The sequence below is a fragment of the Janthinobacterium psychrotolerans genome, assembly GCF_001677885.1.
GTDB classification, from domain to species: domain Bacteria; phylum Pseudomonadota; class Gammaproteobacteria; order Burkholderiales; family Burkholderiaceae_D; genus Janthinobacterium; species Janthinobacterium psychrotolerans.
The window spans coordinates 20,629-38,994 of the sequence record NZ_LOCQ01000044.1 but is presented as its reverse complement, the minus strand read 5'-3'; the positions used below and the strand labels follow the sequence as shown (position 1 = coordinate 38,994).

Sequence of the window (18,366 nt, the reverse complement as noted above, 5' to 3'; positions counted from 1 at the left end):
GATTTTGCTTGCGGCGCGCGCCCGATTGTGTCGCTTTCGGCGGCAAAATAATGTGCTCGGCGCAGCATGGCTGCCAGTGCGTGCGGCGCGGCCACTGCCTCAGTCCCGGTCTGCTTCCGGATGGACCGCCATCACTTGCGAAAAGCCGCCATCGACATAGGTGATCTCGCCGGTGATGCCCGAGGCCAGGTCGGACAGCAAAAACGCGGCTGTATTGCCCACTTCCTCGATGGTGACATTGCGGCGCAGCGGCGCATGCTCGGCGACAAAACCCAGCAATTTGCCGAAGTCCTTGATGCCGGAGGCGGCCAGGGTCTTGATCGGGCCGGCCGAAATGCCATTGGCGCGGATGCCGCGCGGGCCCAGCGATTCGGCCAGGTAGCGCACGGACGCTTCCAGCGAGGCCTTGGCCAGGCCCATGGTGTTGTAGTAGGGCACGGCGCGCATGGCGCCCAGGTAAGTGAGGGTCAGCAGCGAGGCGCCAGGCTGCAGCAGCGGCAGGGCGGCCTTGGCCATGGCGGGAAAGCTGTAGGCGGAAATATCATGGGCGATGCGGAAATTCTCGCGCGACAGGCCGTCGAGAAAGTCGCCGGCAATCGCCTCGCGCGGCGCAAAACCGATCGCATGCACCAGGCCGTCGAGCTGCCGCCAGTGCCGCGCCAGGTCGGCAAACACGGCCGCGATCTGCGCGTCGCTGCCGACGTCGCAGTCGAACACCAGTTCGCTGCCAAATTCTTGTGCAAACTCGGTGATGCGCTCGCGAAAACGTTCGCCCACATAGGTAAAGGCCAGGGTGGCGCCTTCGCGGTGGCAGGCCCTGGCGATGCCGTAGGCGATGGACCGGTTCGACAGCAGGCCGGTGATGAGGATGTGCTTGCCTTGCAAGAAAGCCATGTCGGCTCCTTTCGCTGGGTGGGCAACGAAAAACCGGCCGCGACAGCTAGGCTGTGGCGGCCGGCGGGATTCAGCGTTGAAACAGGCTGCGTTGAGGCCGTCTCAATGACGCGCCTTGGCGCGGCTGTTGCTGCCGCCGCGCTGGATGCGTGGCTTGACCAGCGAGATCGGCGCGGCTTGTACCTTGCCGCCCTTGACGGCGCGGCGCACATTTTTCAAGACGCGTTCCGGACGATCCGCTTCGAACAGCATGGTGGCGTTGTCGGCGATTTCCTGGGTGATGTTCATGTTCATCGTGGCCGAAGTCTTGGGCACCAGGATGGTCGAACCGGCGCGCAGGCGCATGCGCTGCGGAATATTGTTGGCCTGGCGCAGCACGTCGGCCGTGGTGCCGAATTTCGACGCCAGCGTCTCGATGCGTTCACGCGCATTGGTGATCTTGTGCGTGGTCCAGCTCGACAGGGCATGGCCCCATTGCGCCAGGTTGGTGGTGAACTTGGCCGCATTTTCCTGGGGCAGCAAGATCTTGGTTTTTTCGCCGCCGATGATCACCGGGCGGTTGAATTGCGGGTTCAGCGCCTTGAATTCGTCGGTCGACAGTTCGGCCAGCTGGGCGGCGACCGTGATGTCGATGTCGCTGGTCTTGTCGATCGCCGTGAAATAGGGCTGGTTGTCGACCACCGGCAGGCTCAGGCCATACTGGGCCGGATTGGCGATGATGTTCTTGACCGCCTGCAGCTTGGGCACGTAGTTGCGCGTTTCGGCCGGCATCAGCTCGGCCAGGCTTTCGAAGTCGGTCGGCTTGCCCAGCGACTGGTTTTTCTTGATGGCGCGCTGCACCGAGCCTTCGCCCCAGTTGTAGGCGGCCAGGGCCAGTTGCCAGTCGCCGAACATGTCATACAGGCGCTGCAGATAGGTCAGCGCCGCATCGGTCGAGGCCAGCACGCCGCGGCGCTCGTCCTTGAACATGTTCTGCTTGAGGTTGAAATCGCGCCCGGTGGCCGGCACGAACTGCCACAGGCCGGCCGCGCTGGCGCTGGAGAAGGCCTGCGGGTTGAAGGCGGATTCGATAAACGGCAGCAAGGCCAGTTCGGTTGGCATGCCGCGCTTTTCCAGTTCCTGCACCACATAGAAAATGTAGCGCGAAGCGCGCGCCGTGGTGCGCGCCAGGTGGTCGGGGCGGGTGGCGTACCAGTTGACGTGATTGGCAACCAGTTGATTGTTCAGGTCGGGAATCGCATAGCCGCTGCGGATGCGGCCCCAGACATCGGCTTCGCGCAGCGGATCGGAACTGTCGCTGAGATTTTTCATCAGGCGATCGGTCTTTTGCAGGCGGTTGTCGAGCGTGGGGAGTTTTGCCGTGACCTGGGCGGTCATCGGGATCAGGGCCGGTGTGGTGGCGGCGACTGGCGCGTTATCGCTCTCAACACCGGCTTCGTACGCCTGGCTCAGCGCTGGCGCCAGGGCCAGGACCAATGCCGCCAGTGCGGTCGATTTAAAGGAGTTTTCGTGCATAGTGTTCCATTGTTGTCGTCGAAGAAACATCGGACTGACCCATGAGCAAGCAGCGAGTGTACGTATATCCACATGCCGGAGTCAAGAATTATGTCAGCCTGATGACAGCGCAAAGGGAAGTTTCCATTCGTAAATAATGCAATTATTGCCAATAAAATTTGCCCAATAACGTGTTCGGCCGCTGTTATAGCATAGTTGCGCCATGGTCTGGCGCAAGCGTGGCGGGCCGCAAGTATGAGACTGCGCAAAGAGTGCGTACAATTTGGCTTTGGCCGGCCTGTGTTCGCCGGTCACCCATTGATAGAGAGTCCCCGCTTATGAATACCCCGCCACGCCACGACGACGACCACGCCGTCATTATCGCCAATACCGTCGACTGGCTGGAAAAGGCCGTGATCGGCCTGAACCTGTGCCCGTTTGCCAAGGCCGTGCACGTCAAGAAACAGATACGCTACGTGGTGTGCGATTCGAGCAATCCGGAAGATTTGCTGGCGATGCTGATGGACGAGCTGCAAACGCTGGCCGATACCAGTGCCGACAAGATCGACACGACCCTGCTGATCCACCCGTACACCCTGAACGATTTCCTCGACTATAACGAGTTCCTCGACGTGGCCGACGCCGCCGTGGAAGACATGCACCTGGACGGCGAATTGCAGGTGGCCAGTTTCCACCCGGACTACCAGTTCGCCGAAACGTTCGAGGACGACATCAGCAACTTCACCAACCGCTCGCCCTATCCAACCTTGCACCTGCTGCGCGAAGACAGCATCGAGCGCGCGGTGGAGGCGTTCCCGGAAGCGTCCGAGATCTTCGACAAGAATATCGCCACCCTGGAAAAGCTGGGTCTGGAAGGCTGGGAAAAGCTCGGCATCGCGAAGGTGGCGTCAGATGGCAAATGAGATTGCCGACCTGCCCGAACGCCCGGACACGCCGTGCGTGGCCGTTTGCTCCACCACGTTCGATGAAATCTGCCGCGGCTGTGGCCGCAGCGTGGTGGAGGTCGCGCACTGGGTGTCGATGACGCCGGAGCAGAAAGAAGCCGTGTGGGTGCGGATACTGGCGCAGGGGTATCCGCGCCGGAATAGCTGACGCCTCTGCTATTAATAGCTGCCGATAAAGTCTTTTTTACCGACTTCAACACCGTTGTGGCGCAGGATGTCGTAGGCGGTGGTCGCATGGAAGAAGAAATGCGGCAGCGCGTAGTGGAACAGATAGGTCTGGCCCGTGAAGTGCTTGGTCTTTTCGCCGCTGCCGGTGGTAATCGCCCGCGTTTCGCTGCCTTCGATGTCCGCTTGCGGCAGGCTGTCCAGGAAGGCGATGGTTTTCACGATGCGCGCCTTCAGTTCGGCAAAGCTCTGTTCGCTATCTTCATACGGCGGCACGGCCACGCCGGCCAGGCGCGCGCCGCAGCCCTTGGCAAAATCGGTGGCGATCTGGATCTGGCGCACGAAAGGCAGCATGTCCGGGAACAAACGGTACTGCAGCAGCGCGTTCGGATCGATTTTCTTGTCCTGCACATGCGTTTGCGCCTTGTCCAGGATGGCGGCCAGGCTGCCGAGGATTTGCTTGAAGACGGGAATCGATGCGGAGTGGATGGAGAAGGTCATGGTGGTTCCTCTAGGTAAAGTGGCGCGATGATAGCAAGCTGTGGGCTTTTATGCTGGGGCGTGTGGTTTCTGGTGCATATTCCTGCAAGCCGCGGCGCCAGATGTGACTTTGCGCGCTTTTTCCATGCATAATTGCCGTTAGAAAATTCCTCCCGTCGTTCGCTTCCCGTAACCTTCCGCCGCCATCCGATGACCGCTTGCATGACTCACCCAGGCCCGTGCCTGCATGGTTAATTCCCCCTTTCGCCGCTGGCTGGCCAGCCTGCGCACCCTGTATGGTGCCTCGATCTACGGCGCCCTGATGCTGGTGGTGCTGGGCGGCCTGGTGGTTCCCGCCCTGATCGGCAGCTATCTGCTGGTCGGCGTGCACGAGCGCCAGTCGGCGCGTACCAGCCTCAATGAAGCGCTGCAGCGCAATGCCGACATCCTGGCGCTGGGCATGCAGGAGTCGCTCTGGAACATGAATGCCGAATCGGCCCAGTCGCTGGTCGAATCGGTGATGCGCGACCGCGCCGTGCTGCTGGTGCAGGTGGTGGGCCAGGGCGAGAGCGAATTCATGCGCCTGCAGGCGCGGCAGCGCCCGGTCGGCAATGTCTACCGGGCCGAACGCGATATCGCCGTGCGCGGCGAGCGCATCGGCCATGTGGTGGTGGAAATGGACGATGCGCGCAGCCAGCAGGACCTGCGCGAAAAGCAGATCGCCTATGTGTTCGTGCTGGGCGCCCAGTTGGCCATCTCGACCGCGCTGATCGTGCTGTTCATGAACCGCCGCCTGCTCAAACCCTTGCGCCGCCTGATGCGCTTTTCCGACCGCCTGTCGCATGGCGACTTCGACACGCGCCTGGAAGCGGGCGGCAACGACGAACTGGGCCGGCTGGCCGCGCAGCTCGAACGGATGCGCGCCGCCATCGGCCAGCTGTTCGAAGATGTCGGCCAGCGCGAGGAGCGCTTCCGCACCATCGTCACGCAGGTGCCGGGCGCCGTGTTCCGCTACCGGCCCGACGGCGCCATCGATTTCGTCAGTGACGCCATCGAAGACATCGCCGGCTACACGGCCGCGCAGCTGATGCGCGGCGGCACCCACGCCTGGGTCGACCTGATCTGTCCCGAAGAGCGCCGCACGCACCGGCGCGCTGTCAAGCAGGCGGTCGGCGAGATGCGGCCATATGCACTGGAATACCGTATCGTCGACGCTTCCGGCACCGAACGCTGGGTGGCCGAAAACGGCCAGCCGCAGGCCGGCGTCGGCGGCATGGTCTGGGTCGACGGCATCATCGCCGACATCAGCCAGCGCAAGCACCATGAAATGCGCATCGAAGCGCTGCTGACCGAACAGAGCGCGATCCTCGACAACGTGATGTTCGGCGTGATGTTCGTGCGCCACCGCCGCATCGTCTCGGTCAACCGCCGCTGCGAAGAGCTGTTCGGCTACGGCTATGGCGGCATGACGGGCAGTTCGACCGCCATCGTGTTCCCCACCCGCTACGATTTCGAGGAAGCGGGCGAACGCCAGTATCCGGCGATGGCGGCGGGCGGCGACTTCAGCGAAGAGCGCCACTACCGGCGCCAGGACGGCAGCCTGTTCTGGGCGCTGGTCAGCGGCTGCGCGCTCGATCCGCTGCGTCCCGCCGAAGGCAGCATCTGGGTGTATGCCGACATCACCGCGCGCAAGGAAGCCGAAGAAGAGCTGCGCCTGTCGGCCACCGTGCTCGAACATATCGCCGACGCCGTGATGGTGGTCGATATCGAGGGCGTGATCGTCGCCGTCAATCCGGCCTTTACGCAAATTACCGGCTATGCCGAGGCCGATGCGGTCGGCAGGCACTCGTCGCTGACGCGCTCCGAACGCCATGATCCGGCGTTTTACCAGGCCATGTGGGATGAGCTGATCGGCACCGGTTTCTGGCGCGGCGAGCTGTGGCGCCGGCGCAAGAATGGCGAGATCTATCTCGAATGGCTGACCTTGAGCGCGGTGCGCGACACCAAGGCGCTGACCACCCATTACGTGGGTGTGTCGCGCGACATCACCGAAGTGAAGCAGGCGCAGGAAAAGCTCGACCACCTGGCCCATCACGATCCGCTCACCGCGCTGCCGAACCGCCTGCTGTTCCACGACCGCCTGCAGCACGCCTTGCTGCGCGCCGCGCGCAGCACCGAACAGCTGGCGATCCTGTTCATCGACCTCGACCGCTTCAAGAATGTCAACGACACCCTCGGCCACCATATCGGCGACGAATTGCTGCAGCAGGTGGCGGCGCAGCTGTCGGCGCGGCTGCGCGAAGGCGATACCCTGGCGCGGCTGGGCGGCGACGAATTCATCGTGCTGCTGGAAAATGTCGACGGCCAGTACGGCGCTTCCCAGGTGGCGGAAAAACTGGTCGGCATGTTCGAGCAGCCCTTCCTGGTGGCCAGCCACGAATTGTTCGTCACCTGCAGCGTGGGTGTCAGCCTGTACCCCGACGATGCGCAGGACCTGAACATGTTGATCCGCAATGCCGACGTGGCCATGTACCAGGCCAAGGCGCGCGGGCGCAACGGCTACCGCTTCTATGCGCCGTCGATGACGGGCGAGGGCATCGAAAAGCTGCGCCTGGAAACCTTTTTGCGCCGTTCGATCGAAAAGAACGAGATCTTTTTGAACTACCAGCCGCAGGTGGAAATCGATACCGGCCGCCTGATCGGCGTGGAAGCGCTGGTGCGCTGGAACCACCCCGAACTGGGACTGGTCGCGCCGGCCCGCTTTATACCGCTGGCCGAAGACAGCGGCTATATCAACCAGCTGGGCAAGTGGGTGCTCGACGAGGCGTGCCGCCAGATGATGCGCTGGCAGGCGCAGGGCCTGCAGGTGCCGAAGATGGCCGTCAACCTGTCGGTCAAGCAGTTCGAGCGCGGCAGCATGGCCGGCATGGTGGCCGACATCCTGCGCGAAACCGGGCTCGAACCACAGCGGCTGCAGCTGGAAGTGACGGAGTCGGTGATCATGAACACCGGCGACGCGCTCGGCTTTATCAACGACCTGCACGCCATCGGCGTGGGCCTGGCCATCGATGATTTCGGCACCGGCTATTCCTCGCTGGCCTACCTCAAGCAATTGCCGGTGCAGACCCTGAAAATCGACCGCTCCTTCATCAAGGATATCGCGCGCGACGCCAACGACGAAGCGATCGCGATTGCGATCATTGAACTGGGCAAGAGCATGCAGCTGTCGGTGATCGCCGAAGGCGTGGAAACCGAGGAGCAGGCCGCCTTCCTGCTGCGCCATGGCTGCCGCCTGGCGCAAGGCTATTTTTATAGCCGGCCGGTGCTGGCGCAGGATATAGTCGAGCGCTGGCGCGATCACTGATACTCACTGGAACAATCCCATGACTGCAAACACTTCCACTGCCCGCCGACGTTTTTTGCTGAAAGGCCTGGGGCTGGGCGTGGCCGGCGTTGGTGCCCTGGTGCTGGGCTGGGGCGTGCTGCCGCCGCGCCAGCGCCTGCACGGCAGCAGCCCCTTGCCCGTCAAGGGCGGCGCCGTGGCGCTGAACGGCTGGCTGGCGCTGCAAGCCGACGGCACGGTCCTGCTGGCCATGCCGCGCAGCGAAATGGGGCAAGGCGTGTATACGGCGCTGGCCATGCTGGTGGCCGAGGAGCTCGACGTGCCTTTGGCGTCCATTACCCTGGTGCAGGCGCCGATGGACAAGATCTTCGGCAATGTCGCCATGCTGGTCGACGGCCTGCCGTTCCATCCCGACGACAACGGCAGGCTCAAGCAACTGGCGCAGTGGACGGTGGCCAAGGCCGCGCGCGAGCTGGGCGTGATCGTGACCGGCGGCTCGTCGAGCGTCAAGGATGGCTGGCAGCCGATGCGCGAGGCGGGCGCCTGCGCGCGCGCCATGCTGGTGGCGGCCGCTTGCGCGCAGTGGAGCGCCACGGTGGCCCAATGCCGCACGCAGGATGGTGAAGTGTTCCACGCCGATGGCCGGCGCGCCAGCTACGCCAGCCTGGCGTCGCGCGCTGCCGTGCTGGACCCGGGCCAGCCGGTATTGAAATCGCCGGCGCAATTCAGGCTGATCGGCAAGGCGGTTGCGCGCCGCGATACGCCGTCAAAAGTCAATGGACGCGCCGTGTTCGGCATCGACGCGCGTCCGCCCGGCATGCTGTACGCGGCTCTGCATCTGCCGCGCCGCCTGGGCGACACTCTGTCGTCGTTCGATGCGCCGGTGGCGCTGGCCATGCCTGGCGTGAAAAAAGTGCTGGACCTGACGCCGGCCCTGGGCCAGCACCGCATCTCGTGCGCGGCCGTGGTGGCCGATACCTGGTGGCGCGCGAAACAGGCGGCGGCCACCTTGCCGACCCAGTGGCGGGCGGGAGCGCAGTCGCATCTGTCGAGCGCCGAGGTATTTGCCGATTTTGCGCGCCTGCTCGACGCCGAAGCGGGCCATGTCTACCATGCCAGCGGCGAGGTCGATGGCAAGCACGTGCAGGCGCTCAGGCAAGTGACGGCCGAATACCGTGCGCCTTTTCTGGCGCATGCGGCGATGGAGCCGGTCAACTGCACCGCGCAAGTCAAGGACGGCAAGGTGCACCTGTGGGCCTCGACCCAGGCGCCCGGCATCGCCGTCGACGTGGCGGCGAAAGTGGCCGGCGTGGCCAGCGGCGACGTCACGATCGAGGTGCTGCTGCTCGGTGGCGGCTTTGGCCGGCGCCTGGAAGTGGACATGGTGGCGCAGGCGGTGGCCATCGCGCTGCAGTGCGAGGGCGCGCCGGTGCAGCTGATCTGGACGCGCGAGCAGGATACGAAACACGATATGTACCGTCCCGCCGCGCTGGCGCGCTTTGTCGCACGGCTCGATGCGCAGGGCCGCATCGCTTCCTGGGACAATCAATCGGTCAGCGCCTCGATCACGCACCAGTATTTGCAGCGCAATTTCGGCCTGCCCGGCATGGGACCGGACAAGACCACGGCGGAAGGCGAATTCGACCTGCCCTACGAGATCGCCAACCAGCGCATCGCTCATGTGATTGCCGACAGCAGCGTGCCGGTCGGCTACTGGCGCTCGGTGGGCCACTCGCACAATGCGTTTTTCAAGGAAAGCTTTGTCGACGAACTGGCGCATGCTGCCGGGCAGGATGAGGTGGCCTACCGGCGCGCCATGCTGCAACACCATCGGCGCCACCTGGCAGTGCTCGACGCCGCCGTGGCCAGGGCTGGCAGCGCGCCGGCCAGCCACGCGCACGGGGTGGCGCTGCACCAGTCGTTTGGCAGCATCGTCGCGCAAGTGGCGCAGGTATCGCTGGAAAACGGCGAGATCCGCGTGCACAGGGTGGTGTGCGCCATCGATTGCGGCCTGGCCGTCAACCCGAATATCATTGCCCAGCAGATGGAATCAAGCGTGCTGTTCGGCCTGTCGGCGGCGCTCGGCGGCGAGATCACCTTCAAGGACGGCAAGGTGGAGCAGGGCAACTTCCACGACTATCCGGTGCTGCGCATGGGGCAGGCGCCCGAGGTGGAGACCATCATTATCGCCAGCGCGGCGCATCCGCAAGGCGTGGGCGAACCGGGCACGCCGCCGATCGCGCCGGCGGTGGCCAATGCCGTGTTCAAACTGACCGGCAAGCGGCTGCGCAGCCTGCCCTTGCGGCTGGGGTAAAAAGGTCAGCTGGCCAGCATGGTGCGCAGATTGCTGTCGCGCTGCCAGCTGCGGCGCTCTGGCGTGCTGGTCGACAGCGCGGCCAGTTCTTCGGCGCTCAATGCCTGCTGCGCCTGCACCATGCGGTGCGCCAGGCCGCCGTCGGGCAGTACGGTGCCGAAAAACGCCACGTTGTCGTCCTGCTGGATCAGGAGGGTAGGGAAGTTCTCGATATCGAGTTCGCCGATCACATCGGCCTGGTCTTCGATATCGACCCAGACGAACAGCTTGTCCGGATGGCGCGCGGCCAGTTCCTCGAACGTGGCGCGGTAGGTGGCGCAGGTGCCGCACCATTGCGCGCACAGGCAGGCGACGATCCAGCGCGGACCGGCCAGCTGGGCCGCGATCTGGGCGCGGTTGTCGGTAGTTAAGGTCAGGCTATGCATGTCGTTGTGGCATTCAGTGCAGAGGGCGCTCGCGCCGATGGGCGTATTTTACCGCGCCAGCCAGAAGCGGGTTCGGCTACTGCCCGGTCCGTTAAAGCGGTTTTTTGATGCCGAGACGCTTTCTGGTGGATAATGCTGGAAATTGCGCGCTCATTACGCTGGTCCATGCTGTTTCTGGTCCGGCAGCCTGACCCTCCCAGTCTGTTCCCATGCTCTGCCCGGTGTAAGCGCAGCCCCACCTTTACTTTATTTTATGGAATTGCCAGCTTATGTTGAGTTACCGCCACGCCTTTCATGCGGGTAATCACGCCGATGTGTTGAAGCATTATGTGCAGATTCAGTTGTTGCAGTACCTGAATCAAAAAGATACCGCCTACAGTTATATCGATACCCATTCGGGCGCCGGCGTGTATGCGCTCGACGGCGGCTATGCGTCGAAGAACGCCGAATATGAAACCGGCATCGCCCCGCTGTGGGACCGTACCGACCTGCCGGTGTCGCTGGCCGAGTATCTGAAGCTGATCAAGGAAATGAATCCGAGCGGCAAGATGCGCTACTACCCGGGTTCGCCGTACTGCGCCGACCAGGTCAGCCGCGAGCAGGACCGTTTGCGATTGTTCGAGCTGCACCCGGCCGATGCGAAGATCCTGGCCGACAACTTCCGCAAGGTCGAAGCCCATGCGCAGGCCCAGGGCGAGCGTCCGACCGTGCGCGGCAAGCGCGTCATCATCACCAAGGCCGACGGTTTCCAGAGCCTGAAAGCCCTGCTGCCGCCGCCCTCACGCCGCGCGCTGGTGCTGATCGACCCGCCGTACGAAGACAAGATGGATTACCGCAAGGTCAAGGACACCCTGGCCGACGCTCTCGTGCGCTTTCCGTCCGGCATCTATGCCGTCTGGTACCCGGTGCTGCAGCGCATGGAATCGCGCCAGTTCGCCGACAAGCTCAAGCAGCTGCCTTCGACGGAATGGCTGCATGTGACGCTGACGGTCAATACGCCATCGCCGGACGGCTTCGGCCTGCACAGCAGCGGCATGTTCATCCTGAACCCGCCGTACACCCTGGAGCCGATGCTGCGCGAAGTGATGCCCTACCTGGTCAAGGTGCTGGGCCGCGACAACGGCGCCAAATTCGTGCTGGAAACAGGCAAGGGCGGCGTCAGGAACACGGGCACGCGCCGGGTCTGAATGTGGTTTGCGCGCACGGCGTGCGCTGCAGTGCATCGTCATCGGGCAGGCCGGGGCTATACTGGCTGCGGGCCGGCCAGCGCCGGCCCAGGCCCTGCCGCCGCCTGAACGCGGCCCTCATTCGCGGGCTGTTCCATGACTATCTCCTTGCATACTCAAAAAACTGCGCTGCAGGATTTCTTTCTCGCCCGCCAACCCATCCTGAACCGCGACCAGCGCCTGGTCGCTTACGAGTTGCTGTTTCGCAGCACTGCCGAGAACCAGGCCAGGATGACCGGCGACGCCGTGGCGGCCACCGCCACCGTGATCGCCCATGCCTCGGAGCTGGGCATGGAACAGGTGGTGGGCTTGCAACTGGCCTTTATCAATGTCGACGCGGTGGCGCTGATGAGCGACTTTATCGGCTTTTTACCGCATCACAAGGTGGTGCTGGAAATCCTCGAAACCGTGCGGCCGACGCCGGCCCTGCTGGCCCGCATCAGCGAGCTGCGCCAGGCCGGTTTCCGTTTTGCGCTCGACGACGTGGTGCTCGATACGCCCGACGTGCAGCAATTGCTGCCGCTGGTCGACGTGATCAAGGTCGATATCGCCCAGCTGACGCCCGACGAATTGCCGCGCCTGGCGCAAGTGCTGGCCGTGTCGCGCAAAAAGCTGCTGGCCGAAAAAGTGGAAACCTTGGCGCAGTTCGAGCAATGCCTGGCGCTGGGCTTTGATTTTTTCCAGGGTTATTATTTTGCGCGGCCTGTGATTCTGAGCGGCAAGCGCATGTCGGCCTCGGATCTCGCGATTTTGCACCTGCTTGAACTGATACGGAGCAATGCCGACAACCGCGAGCTGGAACGCTGCATCAAGCACGACGCGATGATCGGTCTCAATCTGCTGCGCCTGGTCAATACGCCGGCCGTCAGCGCCGGCGTGCGCGTCGATACCCTGGGCCAGGCCTTGCTGCTGCTGGGGCGGCGCCAGCTGCAGCGCTGGCTGCAGATTTTGTTGTATGTGCGGCCCGGTACGTCGGCGCAGTTTACTTCGCCCTTGCTGCAGCTGGCCACCACGCGCGGCAAACTGCTCGAGCTGATGACGCAAAAACTGCGCCCGGGCCAGCATCAATATGCGGATATCGGCTTTACGGTCGGCATCATGTCACTGATGGACACGCTCTTTTCCATGCAGATGAGCGAAGTGGTCAGCAGCGTGCGCGTGAACAGCAAGGTCAGCGATGCGCTGCTGTTCCGCCATGGCGAGCTGGGCAATATGCTGGCGCTGGTCGAGCAGGTCGAGCAAGCCGATGGCGGCCCGGCCACGGCCGCCATGCTGGAACATTTGCAATTGTCGGAAAACGAGCTGACGGCCATCCAGGTGGCCGCCTATGCCTGGGTCAACGACTATGTGCATGGCATTTCCCGCGCCGTGCATTAAAGCTTATTGGCCCAGCAGCAGGAACACGGTCGGCTTCTTGTGGAAGTCGGGCGCCTTGCCGGCCGCCAGTTGTTTTTTCCATTGGCCGCCATTCAGGGTCTGGATGGCTTCCGTCTCCAGGCTCAGGTCGGTTGCCACGCAGATCAGGGTCGATGGTGCGCACTGTGCCACCAGCGCGTCAAGCATGGCGGCGTTGCGGTACGGCGTTTCAATGAAAAGCTGGGTCTGCTTTTCGCTGCGCGAGCGGCCTTCCAGTTCCTTGATGCGCCTGGCGCGCAGCGCCGCATCGGTCGGCAAGTAACCATTGAAGGCAAAGCTCTGGCCGTTCAGGCCGCTGGCCATGACCGCCAGCAGGATCGACGACGGCCCTACCAGTGGGCGCACCTTGACGCCATGCTGGTGCGCCAGGCGCACCAGGTCGGCGCCCGGATCGGCCACGGCCGGCACGCCAGCCTCCGATACCAGCCCCGCGTCGCGCCCCGCCAGCAGCGGCGCCAGCAGGCTGGCCAGCGCCTGCGCCGGGGTATTCACGTTCAGTTCGGAAATCGTGATTTCCTGTAAAGGTTTCGCCAGCGGATGCTTGATGCCGACCAGTTTCAGAAAGGCGCGCGCCGTCTTGGCGTTTTCGGCAACGAAATAATCGAGCTGCGAGGTGATGTGCCGTACCTGTTCAGGAATGATATGGCCGAGCGCGTCGTCCGGGTTGTCGGACAGGCCGAGGTGGTTGGGGATCAGATAAAGGGTGCCGGTCATGGTGTGTGCTTGTTAAATGGTGAAAAACGCCACGCCCGCGCGGCGCAGCATGCTGCTCAAGGCGATCAGCGGCAGGCCGGTGAGGGCGGTCGGGTCGGTGGTGTCGATGCTTTCCAGGATGGCGATGCCCAGCCCCTCGTTCTTGGCGCTGCCGGCGCAGTCGTAAGGCTGTTCGATGCGCAAATAGGCATCGAGCTCGGCGTCGGGCAGGTCGCGCACGGTGACCAGGGTGCGCACATCCTCGACCTGCGCCGTGGCGACGGCCTGGCGGCCATCGAGCAGGCACAGCGCCGTGTGAAAGATCACTTCGCGTCCGCGCATGGTCTGCAGCTGGCACAGCGCGTTGGCGTGGTTGCCCGGCTTGCCGATCTGCGCGCCATCGAGGGTGGCGACCTGGTCGGAACCGATCACCAGGCTGCCGGGAAAGCGGTCAAGCACGGCCTGCGCCTTGGCTTGCGCCAGGCGCAGCGCGGTGGCGCTGGGGGTTTCAAAGGGCAGGGGGCGCTCGTCGAGGTCGGGCACCGCCACCTCGAACGGCAGGCGCAAACGCGACAGCAGTTCCTTGCGATAGGCGGAACTCGACGCGAGAATCAAGCGCAATGGGGTGGAAGTTGGTATCATTCGTTGTCAATAAAGCCGCTGGCAAGGCCGCCAGTGTAGTCGCTCGCGGCGTTGCTGGGCAATTTGCTTGCGGTTGCGGGTCTTGATGTGGCCTGCTTGATATCAAAAAAAAGCACGCGGGCTTTGACTCCGGCTTGAAAACCCTGCTATCATCGCTGGTTTTCCGGGGAAATTTTCTACCAATGAATGCTTTTGTGATCGACGCCTTTGATTTTTGTCGTATCAGCGGGAGCCGCGAGGGTGTCACTCCTGTCGCTGAAATGACCCGGTTGACCAAGGATTGCGCAGATAGCTCCGGCGAGATCGCCTGGAAAATCGTCGGCAGCACCAGCAAGCTGGGCTACCCGCAACTGACCTTGTCGGTCAACGGCACGGTTCAGCTGGTATGCCAGCGCTGCCTGGCCCCGTTTGCTTACGATATCGATTCTTCGACAGTGCTGATGCTCGGCAAGGATGACGAGCATGCGGACGAGATCGAAGAAATCATCGACGATGAGTCGATTGACGTGATCGTCGGCAGCCGCAGCATGGATGCCGCGGCGCTGATCGAAGATGAAGCCTTGCTGGCTCTGCCGCAGGTACCCAAACATGACGTCTGCCCCGATACGGCGCAGCTCGATGCTCTCAAGACTGAAAAGAAGTCGCCGTTTGCGGCACTGAAAGACTTGAAGCCAGAATAGAACAAGTAGTAGGTAACAGACGTGTCAAACGCGTGTAGTAATCGAGTATGGCAATGTGTAGTGAAACGTAGCATGAAATAAACGATGTCGGTACGGCCTGTTTTCGGATAGTCTTTGCCGCTGGGATACTCGATTCGCATGAATTTGCTGATCGATTGTGCTAAAATTTTAGAACTTATGTATTAGGAGTCATCATGGCAGTTCAACAGAACAAGAAAACCCCTTCCAAGCGCGGCATGCACCGTTCGCACGACTTCCTGGTCGCGCCGCAATTGAGCGTCGAGCCAGTTACCGGCGAAACACACATGCGTCACCATATCAGCCCTAACGGCTTCTATCGTGGCCGTAAAGTGTTGAAGACCAAAAACGACGAGTAATCGACGTTTTGTTGGGTAAGATGAAAGCGGTGTTGCGTTGGTTTTTCGGCGTGGCGCCGCTTCTTCTTTTTTATCGGCTGCAATTCATCTTGCGCACCGTCATTTTGAATCCTGCTGACCAGGTCTGCGCATCCCTGCAGCGACAGTCCGATTCACATCTTGCCGCAAGCCCGCAGCGGTACTGAATCACACCAAATGACAATCAAAATTTCTATCGACTGCATGGGCGGAGATCATGGTCCCTCAGTCACTATCCCCGCAGCAATTTCCTTTATTGAACACGAGCCTGACGCCGAACTGATCCTGGTTGGATTGGAAGACGTGATCCGTGCCGAGCTGAAAAAGCACAAGGCAGAGACGCATCCGCGCCTGTCGGTATTGCATGCCTCCGAACAAGTTACCATGGACGATCCCTTGGAAGTGGCGCTGCGCCGCAAGAAGGATTCGTCGATGCGCGTGGCCATCGAACAGGTCAAGAGTGGCGCGGCGCAAGCCTGCGTTTCCGCAGGCAACACCGGCGCCCTGATGGCCGTGTCGCGCTATGTATTGAAAACCATGTCGGGCGTCGACCGCCCGGCCATCTGCAGCATCCTGCCGAACCAGAAAAACGGTCCTACCTATATGCTGGACCTGGGCGCCAACGTTGATTGCGAACCGCATCACTTGCACCAGTTCGCCATCATGGGCTCGGTGCTGGTGTCCGCCATGGAAAACATCGAGCGCCCGACCATCGGCCTGTTGAACGTCGGCACGGAAGATATCAAGGGCAATGAAGTGGTGAAACTGACCGCCAAGCTCTTGCAGGCGGACCACGAGCGTGGCGCGCTGAACTTCTACGGCAACGTGGAAGGCAATGATATTTTCAAGGGCACTACCGATATCGTCGTCTGCGACGGCTTTGTCGGCAACGTCACCCTGAAGGCCATCGAAGGCCTGGCGCGTTTCATGAAGGACGTGCTGACCTCGGAATTCAAGCGCAATCCGATTACCATATTGGGCGCCCTGATCGCGCGCGGCGCGCTGAAAGCCATCACCAACCGCCTGAATCCTTCGCGTTATAACGGCGCCAGCCTGCTGGGCCTGCGTGGCCTGGTCATCAAGAGCCATGGCGGCGCCGATGCCTATTCCTTCGAATGGGCCTTGCGCCGCGCCTATGAGGCGGCAAAGAATGATGTGCAGGCCCACCTGGCCAGCATGATCGCCGAGCTGATGCCGCGCACGCCAGTGGCGGAAGTACCTACATCAACAAGCTCCAGCATTTAGTGGATGGCAAGCATGACTATCGTACGTAAAACCTACAGCAAAATCATCGGCACCGGCAGCTACCTGCCGGAAAAACGCGTCACCAACCAGGATCTGACGGAACAGCTCGCCGCCAAGGGCATCGAGACCTCGGATGAATGGATCGTCTCGCGCAGCGGCATCTCGGCGCGCCATTACGCGGCACCAATGCAAAACTCCTCGGACCTCGGCGTCGAAGCGGCCAAAAAGGCGCTCGAGATGGCCGGTCTCGACGGCAATGACCTGGACCTGATCATCGTCGCCAGCTCGACTCCCGACTTTTTCGGCAGCTTCCCCAGCACCGCCTGCATCGTGCAGAACAAGCTGGGCATCACCAACAACTGCGCGGCGGTCGATGTGCAGGCCGTCTGCAGCGGCTTTGTCTACGCGGTCGCCACCGCCGACAGTTTTATTCAGTCGGGGATGCATAAAAACGTGCTGGTGATCGGCGCCGAAGTGTTTTCGCGCATCCTGAATTTCGACGACCGCGGCACTTGTGTGCTGTTCGGCGACGGCGCCGGCGCCATCGTGCTGACGGCATCGGAAGAGCCTGGCATCCTGGCCACCAAGCTGCACGCCGATGGCCGCCACTCGGACATCCTGAGCGTACCGGGCAATGTGGCCGGCGGCGCCCTGGCCGGCAGCGCCTTCCTGTACATGGATGGCCCGGCCGTATTCAAGCTGGCCGTGTCGGTGCTGGAAAAAGTCGCCCACGAAGCCCTGGCGCACGCCAACATGACGCAGGACCAGATCGACTGGCTGATCCCGCACCAGGCCAATATCCGCATCATGAACAGCACCGCCAAGAAACTTGGATTGCCGCTGGAGAAGATGGTCGTCACCGTCGACCAGCACGGCAATACCTCGGCCGCCTCGATCCCGCTGGCGCTCGACCTTGCCGTGCGCGATGGCCGCGTCAAAAAAGGCGACAATGTGATGATGGAAGGCGTGGGCGGCGGCTTTACCTGGGGCGCCGTACTGGCTCGCATGTAAGTTGCAAACTATTAAAAAAACGGAGTCACGATGACACAATTTGCATTTGTTTTCCCAGGCCAAGGTTCGCAAGCGATCGCGATGCTCGACGGTTTTGCCGGCAATCCGGTGGTGGCGCAGACCGTGGCGGAAGCGTCCGAAGCGCTGCAATTCGACCTGGGCAAGCTGATCGCCGAAGGTCCGAAGGAAGCGCTGGACCTGACCACCAATACCCAGCCCGTGATGCTGACGGCGGCCGTGGCTTTCTACCGCGCCTGGCTGGCGGCCGGTGGCCCGCTGCCCACCGTGGTGGCCGGTCACAGCCTCGGTGAATACTCGGCGCTGGTGGCCGCCGGCGTGATCGCGTTCAAGGACGCGGTGCCGCTGGTGCGCTTCCGCGCGCAGGCGATGCAGGAAGCCGTGCCGGTCGGGCAGGGCACCATGGCCGTGGTGCTGGGCCTGTCGGACGACGATGTGCGCGCCGCGTGTGCGGAAGCGGCCGCTGAAAACCCGGCCCTGGTGGTCGAGCCTGTCAACTTCAATGCGCCGGCGCAAGTAGTGATCGCCGGCCATACAGCCGCTGTCGAGCGCGCCTGCGAACTGGCCAAGGCCAAGGGCGCCAAGCGCGCCATGAAGCTGCCGGTGTCGGCGCCATTTCATTCCTCGCTGCTGAAACCCGCATCGGACCGCCTGCGCGACTACATGGCCGAGCTGTCCTTCAATGCGCCGCAGATCGCCCTGATCAACAACGTCGATGTCGCCATTGTGACCGATCCGGCCGGCATCAGGGATGCACTGGTGCGCCAGGCGGCCAGCCCGGTGCGCTGGGTGGAAACCATGCGGAAGGTGGCGGCGGATGGCATCACCCAGGTGATCGAATGCGGTCCCGGCAAGGTCCTGATGGGCCTGGCCAAGCGCATCGATCCGGTGCTGGTGGGCGACGCCATCGTCGACCAGGCCTCGCTTGACCGAATTTTGACGCAGCTCAAATAAACAGCG

17 protein-coding genes are annotated in these 18,366 nt (G+C 62.6%); 11 read left to right on the top strand and 6 right to left on the bottom strand.

Annotation, left to right across the window (positions count from 1 at the left end):
* Positions 1 to 99: 99 nt before the first annotated feature.
* Together fabI and ASR47_RS04930 are read right to left on the bottom strand one after the other, a co-directional pair.
* Positions 100 to 894: an enoyl-ACP reductase FabI gene (gene fabI, locus ASR47_RS04935; protein WP_065306642.1), complete on the bottom strand. Its 795-nt coding sequence runs from the start codon at positions 892 to 894 to the stop codon at positions 100 to 102.
* Between the two features lie 102 nt (positions 895 to 996).
* A complete protein-coding gene (locus tag ASR47_RS04930) occupies positions 997 to 2,409 on the bottom strand; it encodes a transglycosylase SLT domain-containing protein (protein ID WP_065306641.1) in 1,413 nt (470 codons plus the stop codon).
* Between the two features lie 317 nt (positions 2,410 to 2,726).
* Between ASR47_RS04930 and ASR47_RS04925 the strand changes: the two genes are divergently transcribed.
* Both ASR47_RS04925 and ASR47_RS04920 read left to right on the top strand, forming a co-directional pair.
* A complete protein-coding gene (locus ASR47_RS04925) occupies positions 2,727 to 3,311 on the top strand; it encodes a DUF1415 domain-containing protein (RefSeq protein ID WP_065306640.1) in 585 nt (194 codons plus the stop codon).
* Complete coding sequence (locus ASR47_RS04920; protein WP_065306639.1) at positions 3,301 to 3,501, top strand: DUF1289 domain-containing protein; 201 nt, start codon at positions 3,301 to 3,303, stop codon at positions 3,499 to 3,501. The genes ASR47_RS04925 and ASR47_RS04920 overlap by 11 nt, the downstream gene beginning before the upstream one ends.
* A gap of 11 nt (positions 3,502 to 3,512) precedes the next feature.
* Here ASR47_RS04920 and ASR47_RS04915 read toward each other — a convergent pair whose 3' ends face one another.
* On the bottom strand, positions 3,513 to 4,019 hold the full coding sequence (locus ASR47_RS04915; RefSeq protein WP_065306638.1) for a DUF1993 domain-containing protein: 507 nt from the start codon (positions 4,017 to 4,019) through the stop codon (positions 3,513 to 3,515).
* A gap of 226 nt (positions 4,020 to 4,245) precedes the next feature.
* Between ASR47_RS04915 and ASR47_RS04910 the strand changes: the two genes are divergently transcribed.
* Together ASR47_RS04910 and ASR47_RS04905 are read left to right on the top strand one after the other, a co-directional pair.
* Positions 4,246 to 7,362, top strand: a complete 3,117-nt coding sequence (locus ASR47_RS04910) for an EAL domain-containing protein (protein ID WP_065306637.1) — start codon at positions 4,246 to 4,248, stop codon at positions 7,360 to 7,362.
* A 19-nt stretch (positions 7,363 to 7,381) separates the two neighbouring features.
* Positions 7,382 to 9,655 carry a xanthine dehydrogenase family protein molybdopterin-binding subunit gene (locus tag ASR47_RS04905; RefSeq protein WP_065306636.1) on the top strand — a complete coding sequence of 758 codons (2,274 nt, stop codon included), beginning with the start codon at positions 7,382 to 7,384 and terminating at the stop codon, positions 9,653 to 9,655.
* A 5-nt stretch (positions 9,656 to 9,660) separates the two neighbouring features.
* On the opposite strand, the gene ASR47_RS04900 is transcribed toward ASR47_RS04905, so the two are convergent.
* Complete coding sequence (locus tag ASR47_RS04900; RefSeq protein WP_065306635.1) at positions 9,661 to 10,080, bottom strand: thioredoxin family protein; 420 nt, start codon at positions 10,078 to 10,080, stop codon at positions 9,661 to 9,663.
* A 269-nt stretch (positions 10,081 to 10,349) separates the two neighbouring features.
* On the opposite strand from ASR47_RS04900, the gene ASR47_RS04895 reads away from it, so the two are divergent.
* Both ASR47_RS04895 and ASR47_RS04890 read left to right on the top strand, forming a co-directional pair.
* Complete coding sequence (locus ASR47_RS04895) at positions 10,350 to 11,267, top strand: 23S rRNA (adenine(2030)-N(6))-methyltransferase RlmJ (protein ID WP_065306634.1); 918 nt, start codon at positions 10,350 to 10,352, stop codon at positions 11,265 to 11,267.
* 135 nt (positions 11,268 to 11,402) lie between these two features.
* Entirely contained in the window at positions 11,403 to 12,683 is a 1,281-nt protein-coding gene (locus ASR47_RS04890) for an EAL and HDOD domain-containing protein (protein ID WP_065306633.1), read from the top strand.
* A gap of 3 nt (positions 12,684 to 12,686) precedes the next feature.
* On the opposite strand, the gene ASR47_RS04885 is transcribed toward ASR47_RS04890, so the two are convergent.
* Positions 12,687 to 13,436, bottom strand: coding sequence for an SAM-dependent methyltransferase (locus ASR47_RS04885; protein WP_065306632.1), 750 nt, complete (start codon positions 13,434 to 13,436; stop codon positions 12,687 to 12,689).
* 12 nt (positions 13,437 to 13,448) lie between these two features.
* Positions 13,449 to 14,057, bottom strand: coding sequence for a Maf-like protein (locus ASR47_RS04880; protein ID WP_065306631.1), 609 nt, complete (start codon positions 14,055 to 14,057; stop codon positions 13,449 to 13,451).
* A gap of 182 nt (positions 14,058 to 14,239) precedes the next feature.
* Here ASR47_RS04880 and ASR47_RS04875 point away from each other — a divergent pair, with 182 nt between their 5' ends.
* The 5 genes from ASR47_RS04875 to fabD all read left to right on the top strand — a co-directional run bounded on the left by ASR47_RS04875 (position 14,240) and on the right by fabD (position 18,360).
* Positions 14,240 to 14,737 (top strand): YceD family protein, encoded by a 498-nt coding sequence (locus tag ASR47_RS04875; RefSeq protein ID WP_065306630.1) that lies wholly within the window; start codon positions 14,240 to 14,242, stop codon positions 14,735 to 14,737.
* 194 nt (positions 14,738 to 14,931) lie between these two features.
* Complete coding sequence (gene rpmF, locus ASR47_RS04870) at positions 14,932 to 15,114, top strand: 50S ribosomal protein L32 (RefSeq protein ID WP_034749653.1); 183 nt, start codon at positions 14,932 to 14,934, stop codon at positions 15,112 to 15,114.
* 195 nt (positions 15,115 to 15,309) lie between these two features.
* The gene (gene plsX, locus ASR47_RS04865) at positions 15,310 to 16,377 is read left to right on the top strand and encodes a phosphate acyltransferase PlsX (RefSeq protein ID WP_065306629.1); all 1,068 of its coding nucleotides are present in this window, start codon (positions 15,310 to 15,312) and stop codon (positions 16,375 to 16,377) included.
* A gap of 12 nt (positions 16,378 to 16,389) precedes the next feature.
* Positions 16,390 to 17,388, top strand: a complete 999-nt coding sequence (locus ASR47_RS04860) for a beta-ketoacyl-ACP synthase III (protein WP_065306628.1) — start codon at positions 16,390 to 16,392, stop codon at positions 17,386 to 17,388.
* Positions 17,389 to 17,418: 30 nt separating this feature from the next.
* Positions 17,419 to 18,360, top strand: a complete 942-nt coding sequence (fabD, locus tag ASR47_RS04855; protein WP_065306627.1) for an ACP S-malonyltransferase — start codon at positions 17,419 to 17,421, stop codon at positions 18,358 to 18,360.
* The last annotated feature ends 6 nt before the right edge of the window (positions 18,361 to 18,366 follow it).

Coding starts and splice junctions, on each gene's coding strand:
- ASR47_RS04905 (WP_065306636.1), top strand. CDS start 7,382: ATGACTGCAAACACTTCCACTGCCCGCCGACGTTTTTTGCTGAAAGGC.
- fabI (WP_065306642.1), bottom strand. CDS start 894: ATGGCTTTCTTGCAAGGCAAGCACATCCTCATCACCGGCCTGCTGTCG.
- ASR47_RS04910 (WP_065306637.1), top strand. CDS start 4,246: ATGGTTAATTCCCCCTTTCGCCGCTGGCTGGCCAGCCTGCGCACCCTG.
- rpmF (WP_034749653.1), top strand. CDS start 14,932: ATGGCAGTTCAACAGAACAAGAAAACCCCTTCCAAGCGCGGCATGCAC.
- ASR47_RS04900 (WP_065306635.1), bottom strand. CDS start 10,080: ATGCATAGCCTGACCTTAACTACCGACAACCGCGCCCAGATCGCGGCC.
- fabD (WP_065306627.1), top strand. CDS start 17,419: ATGACACAATTTGCATTTGTTTTCCCAGGCCAAGGTTCGCAAGCGATC.
- ASR47_RS04890 (WP_065306633.1), top strand. CDS start 11,403: ATGACTATCTCCTTGCATACTCAAAAAACTGCGCTGCAGGATTTCTTT.
- ASR47_RS04895 (WP_065306634.1), top strand. CDS start 10,350: ATGTTGAGTTACCGCCACGCCTTTCATGCGGGTAATCACGCCGATGTG.
- ASR47_RS04875 (WP_065306630.1), top strand. CDS start 14,240: ATGAATGCTTTTGTGATCGACGCCTTTGATTTTTGTCGTATCAGCGGG.
- ASR47_RS04885 (WP_065306632.1), bottom strand. CDS start 13,436: ATGACCGGCACCCTTTATCTGATCCCCAACCACCTCGGCCTGTCCGAC.
- plsX (WP_065306629.1), top strand. CDS start 15,310: ATGACAATCAAAATTTCTATCGACTGCATGGGCGGAGATCATGGTCCC.
- ASR47_RS04915 (WP_065306638.1), bottom strand. CDS start 4,019: ATGACCTTCTCCATCCACTCCGCATCGATTCCCGTCTTCAAGCAAATC.
- ASR47_RS04920 (WP_065306639.1), top strand. CDS start 3,301: ATGGCAAATGAGATTGCCGACCTGCCCGAACGCCCGGACACGCCGTGC.
- ASR47_RS04930 (WP_065306641.1), bottom strand. CDS start 2,409: ATGCACGAAAACTCCTTTAAATCGACCGCACTGGCGGCATTGGTCCTG.
- ASR47_RS04860 (WP_065306628.1), top strand. CDS start 16,390: ATGACTATCGTACGTAAAACCTACAGCAAAATCATCGGCACCGGCAGC.
- ASR47_RS04925 (WP_065306640.1), top strand. CDS start 2,727: ATGAATACCCCGCCACGCCACGACGACGACCACGCCGTCATTATCGCC.
- ASR47_RS04880 (WP_065306631.1), bottom strand. CDS start 14,057: ATGATACCAACTTCCACCCCATTGCGCTTGATTCTCGCGTCGAGTTCC.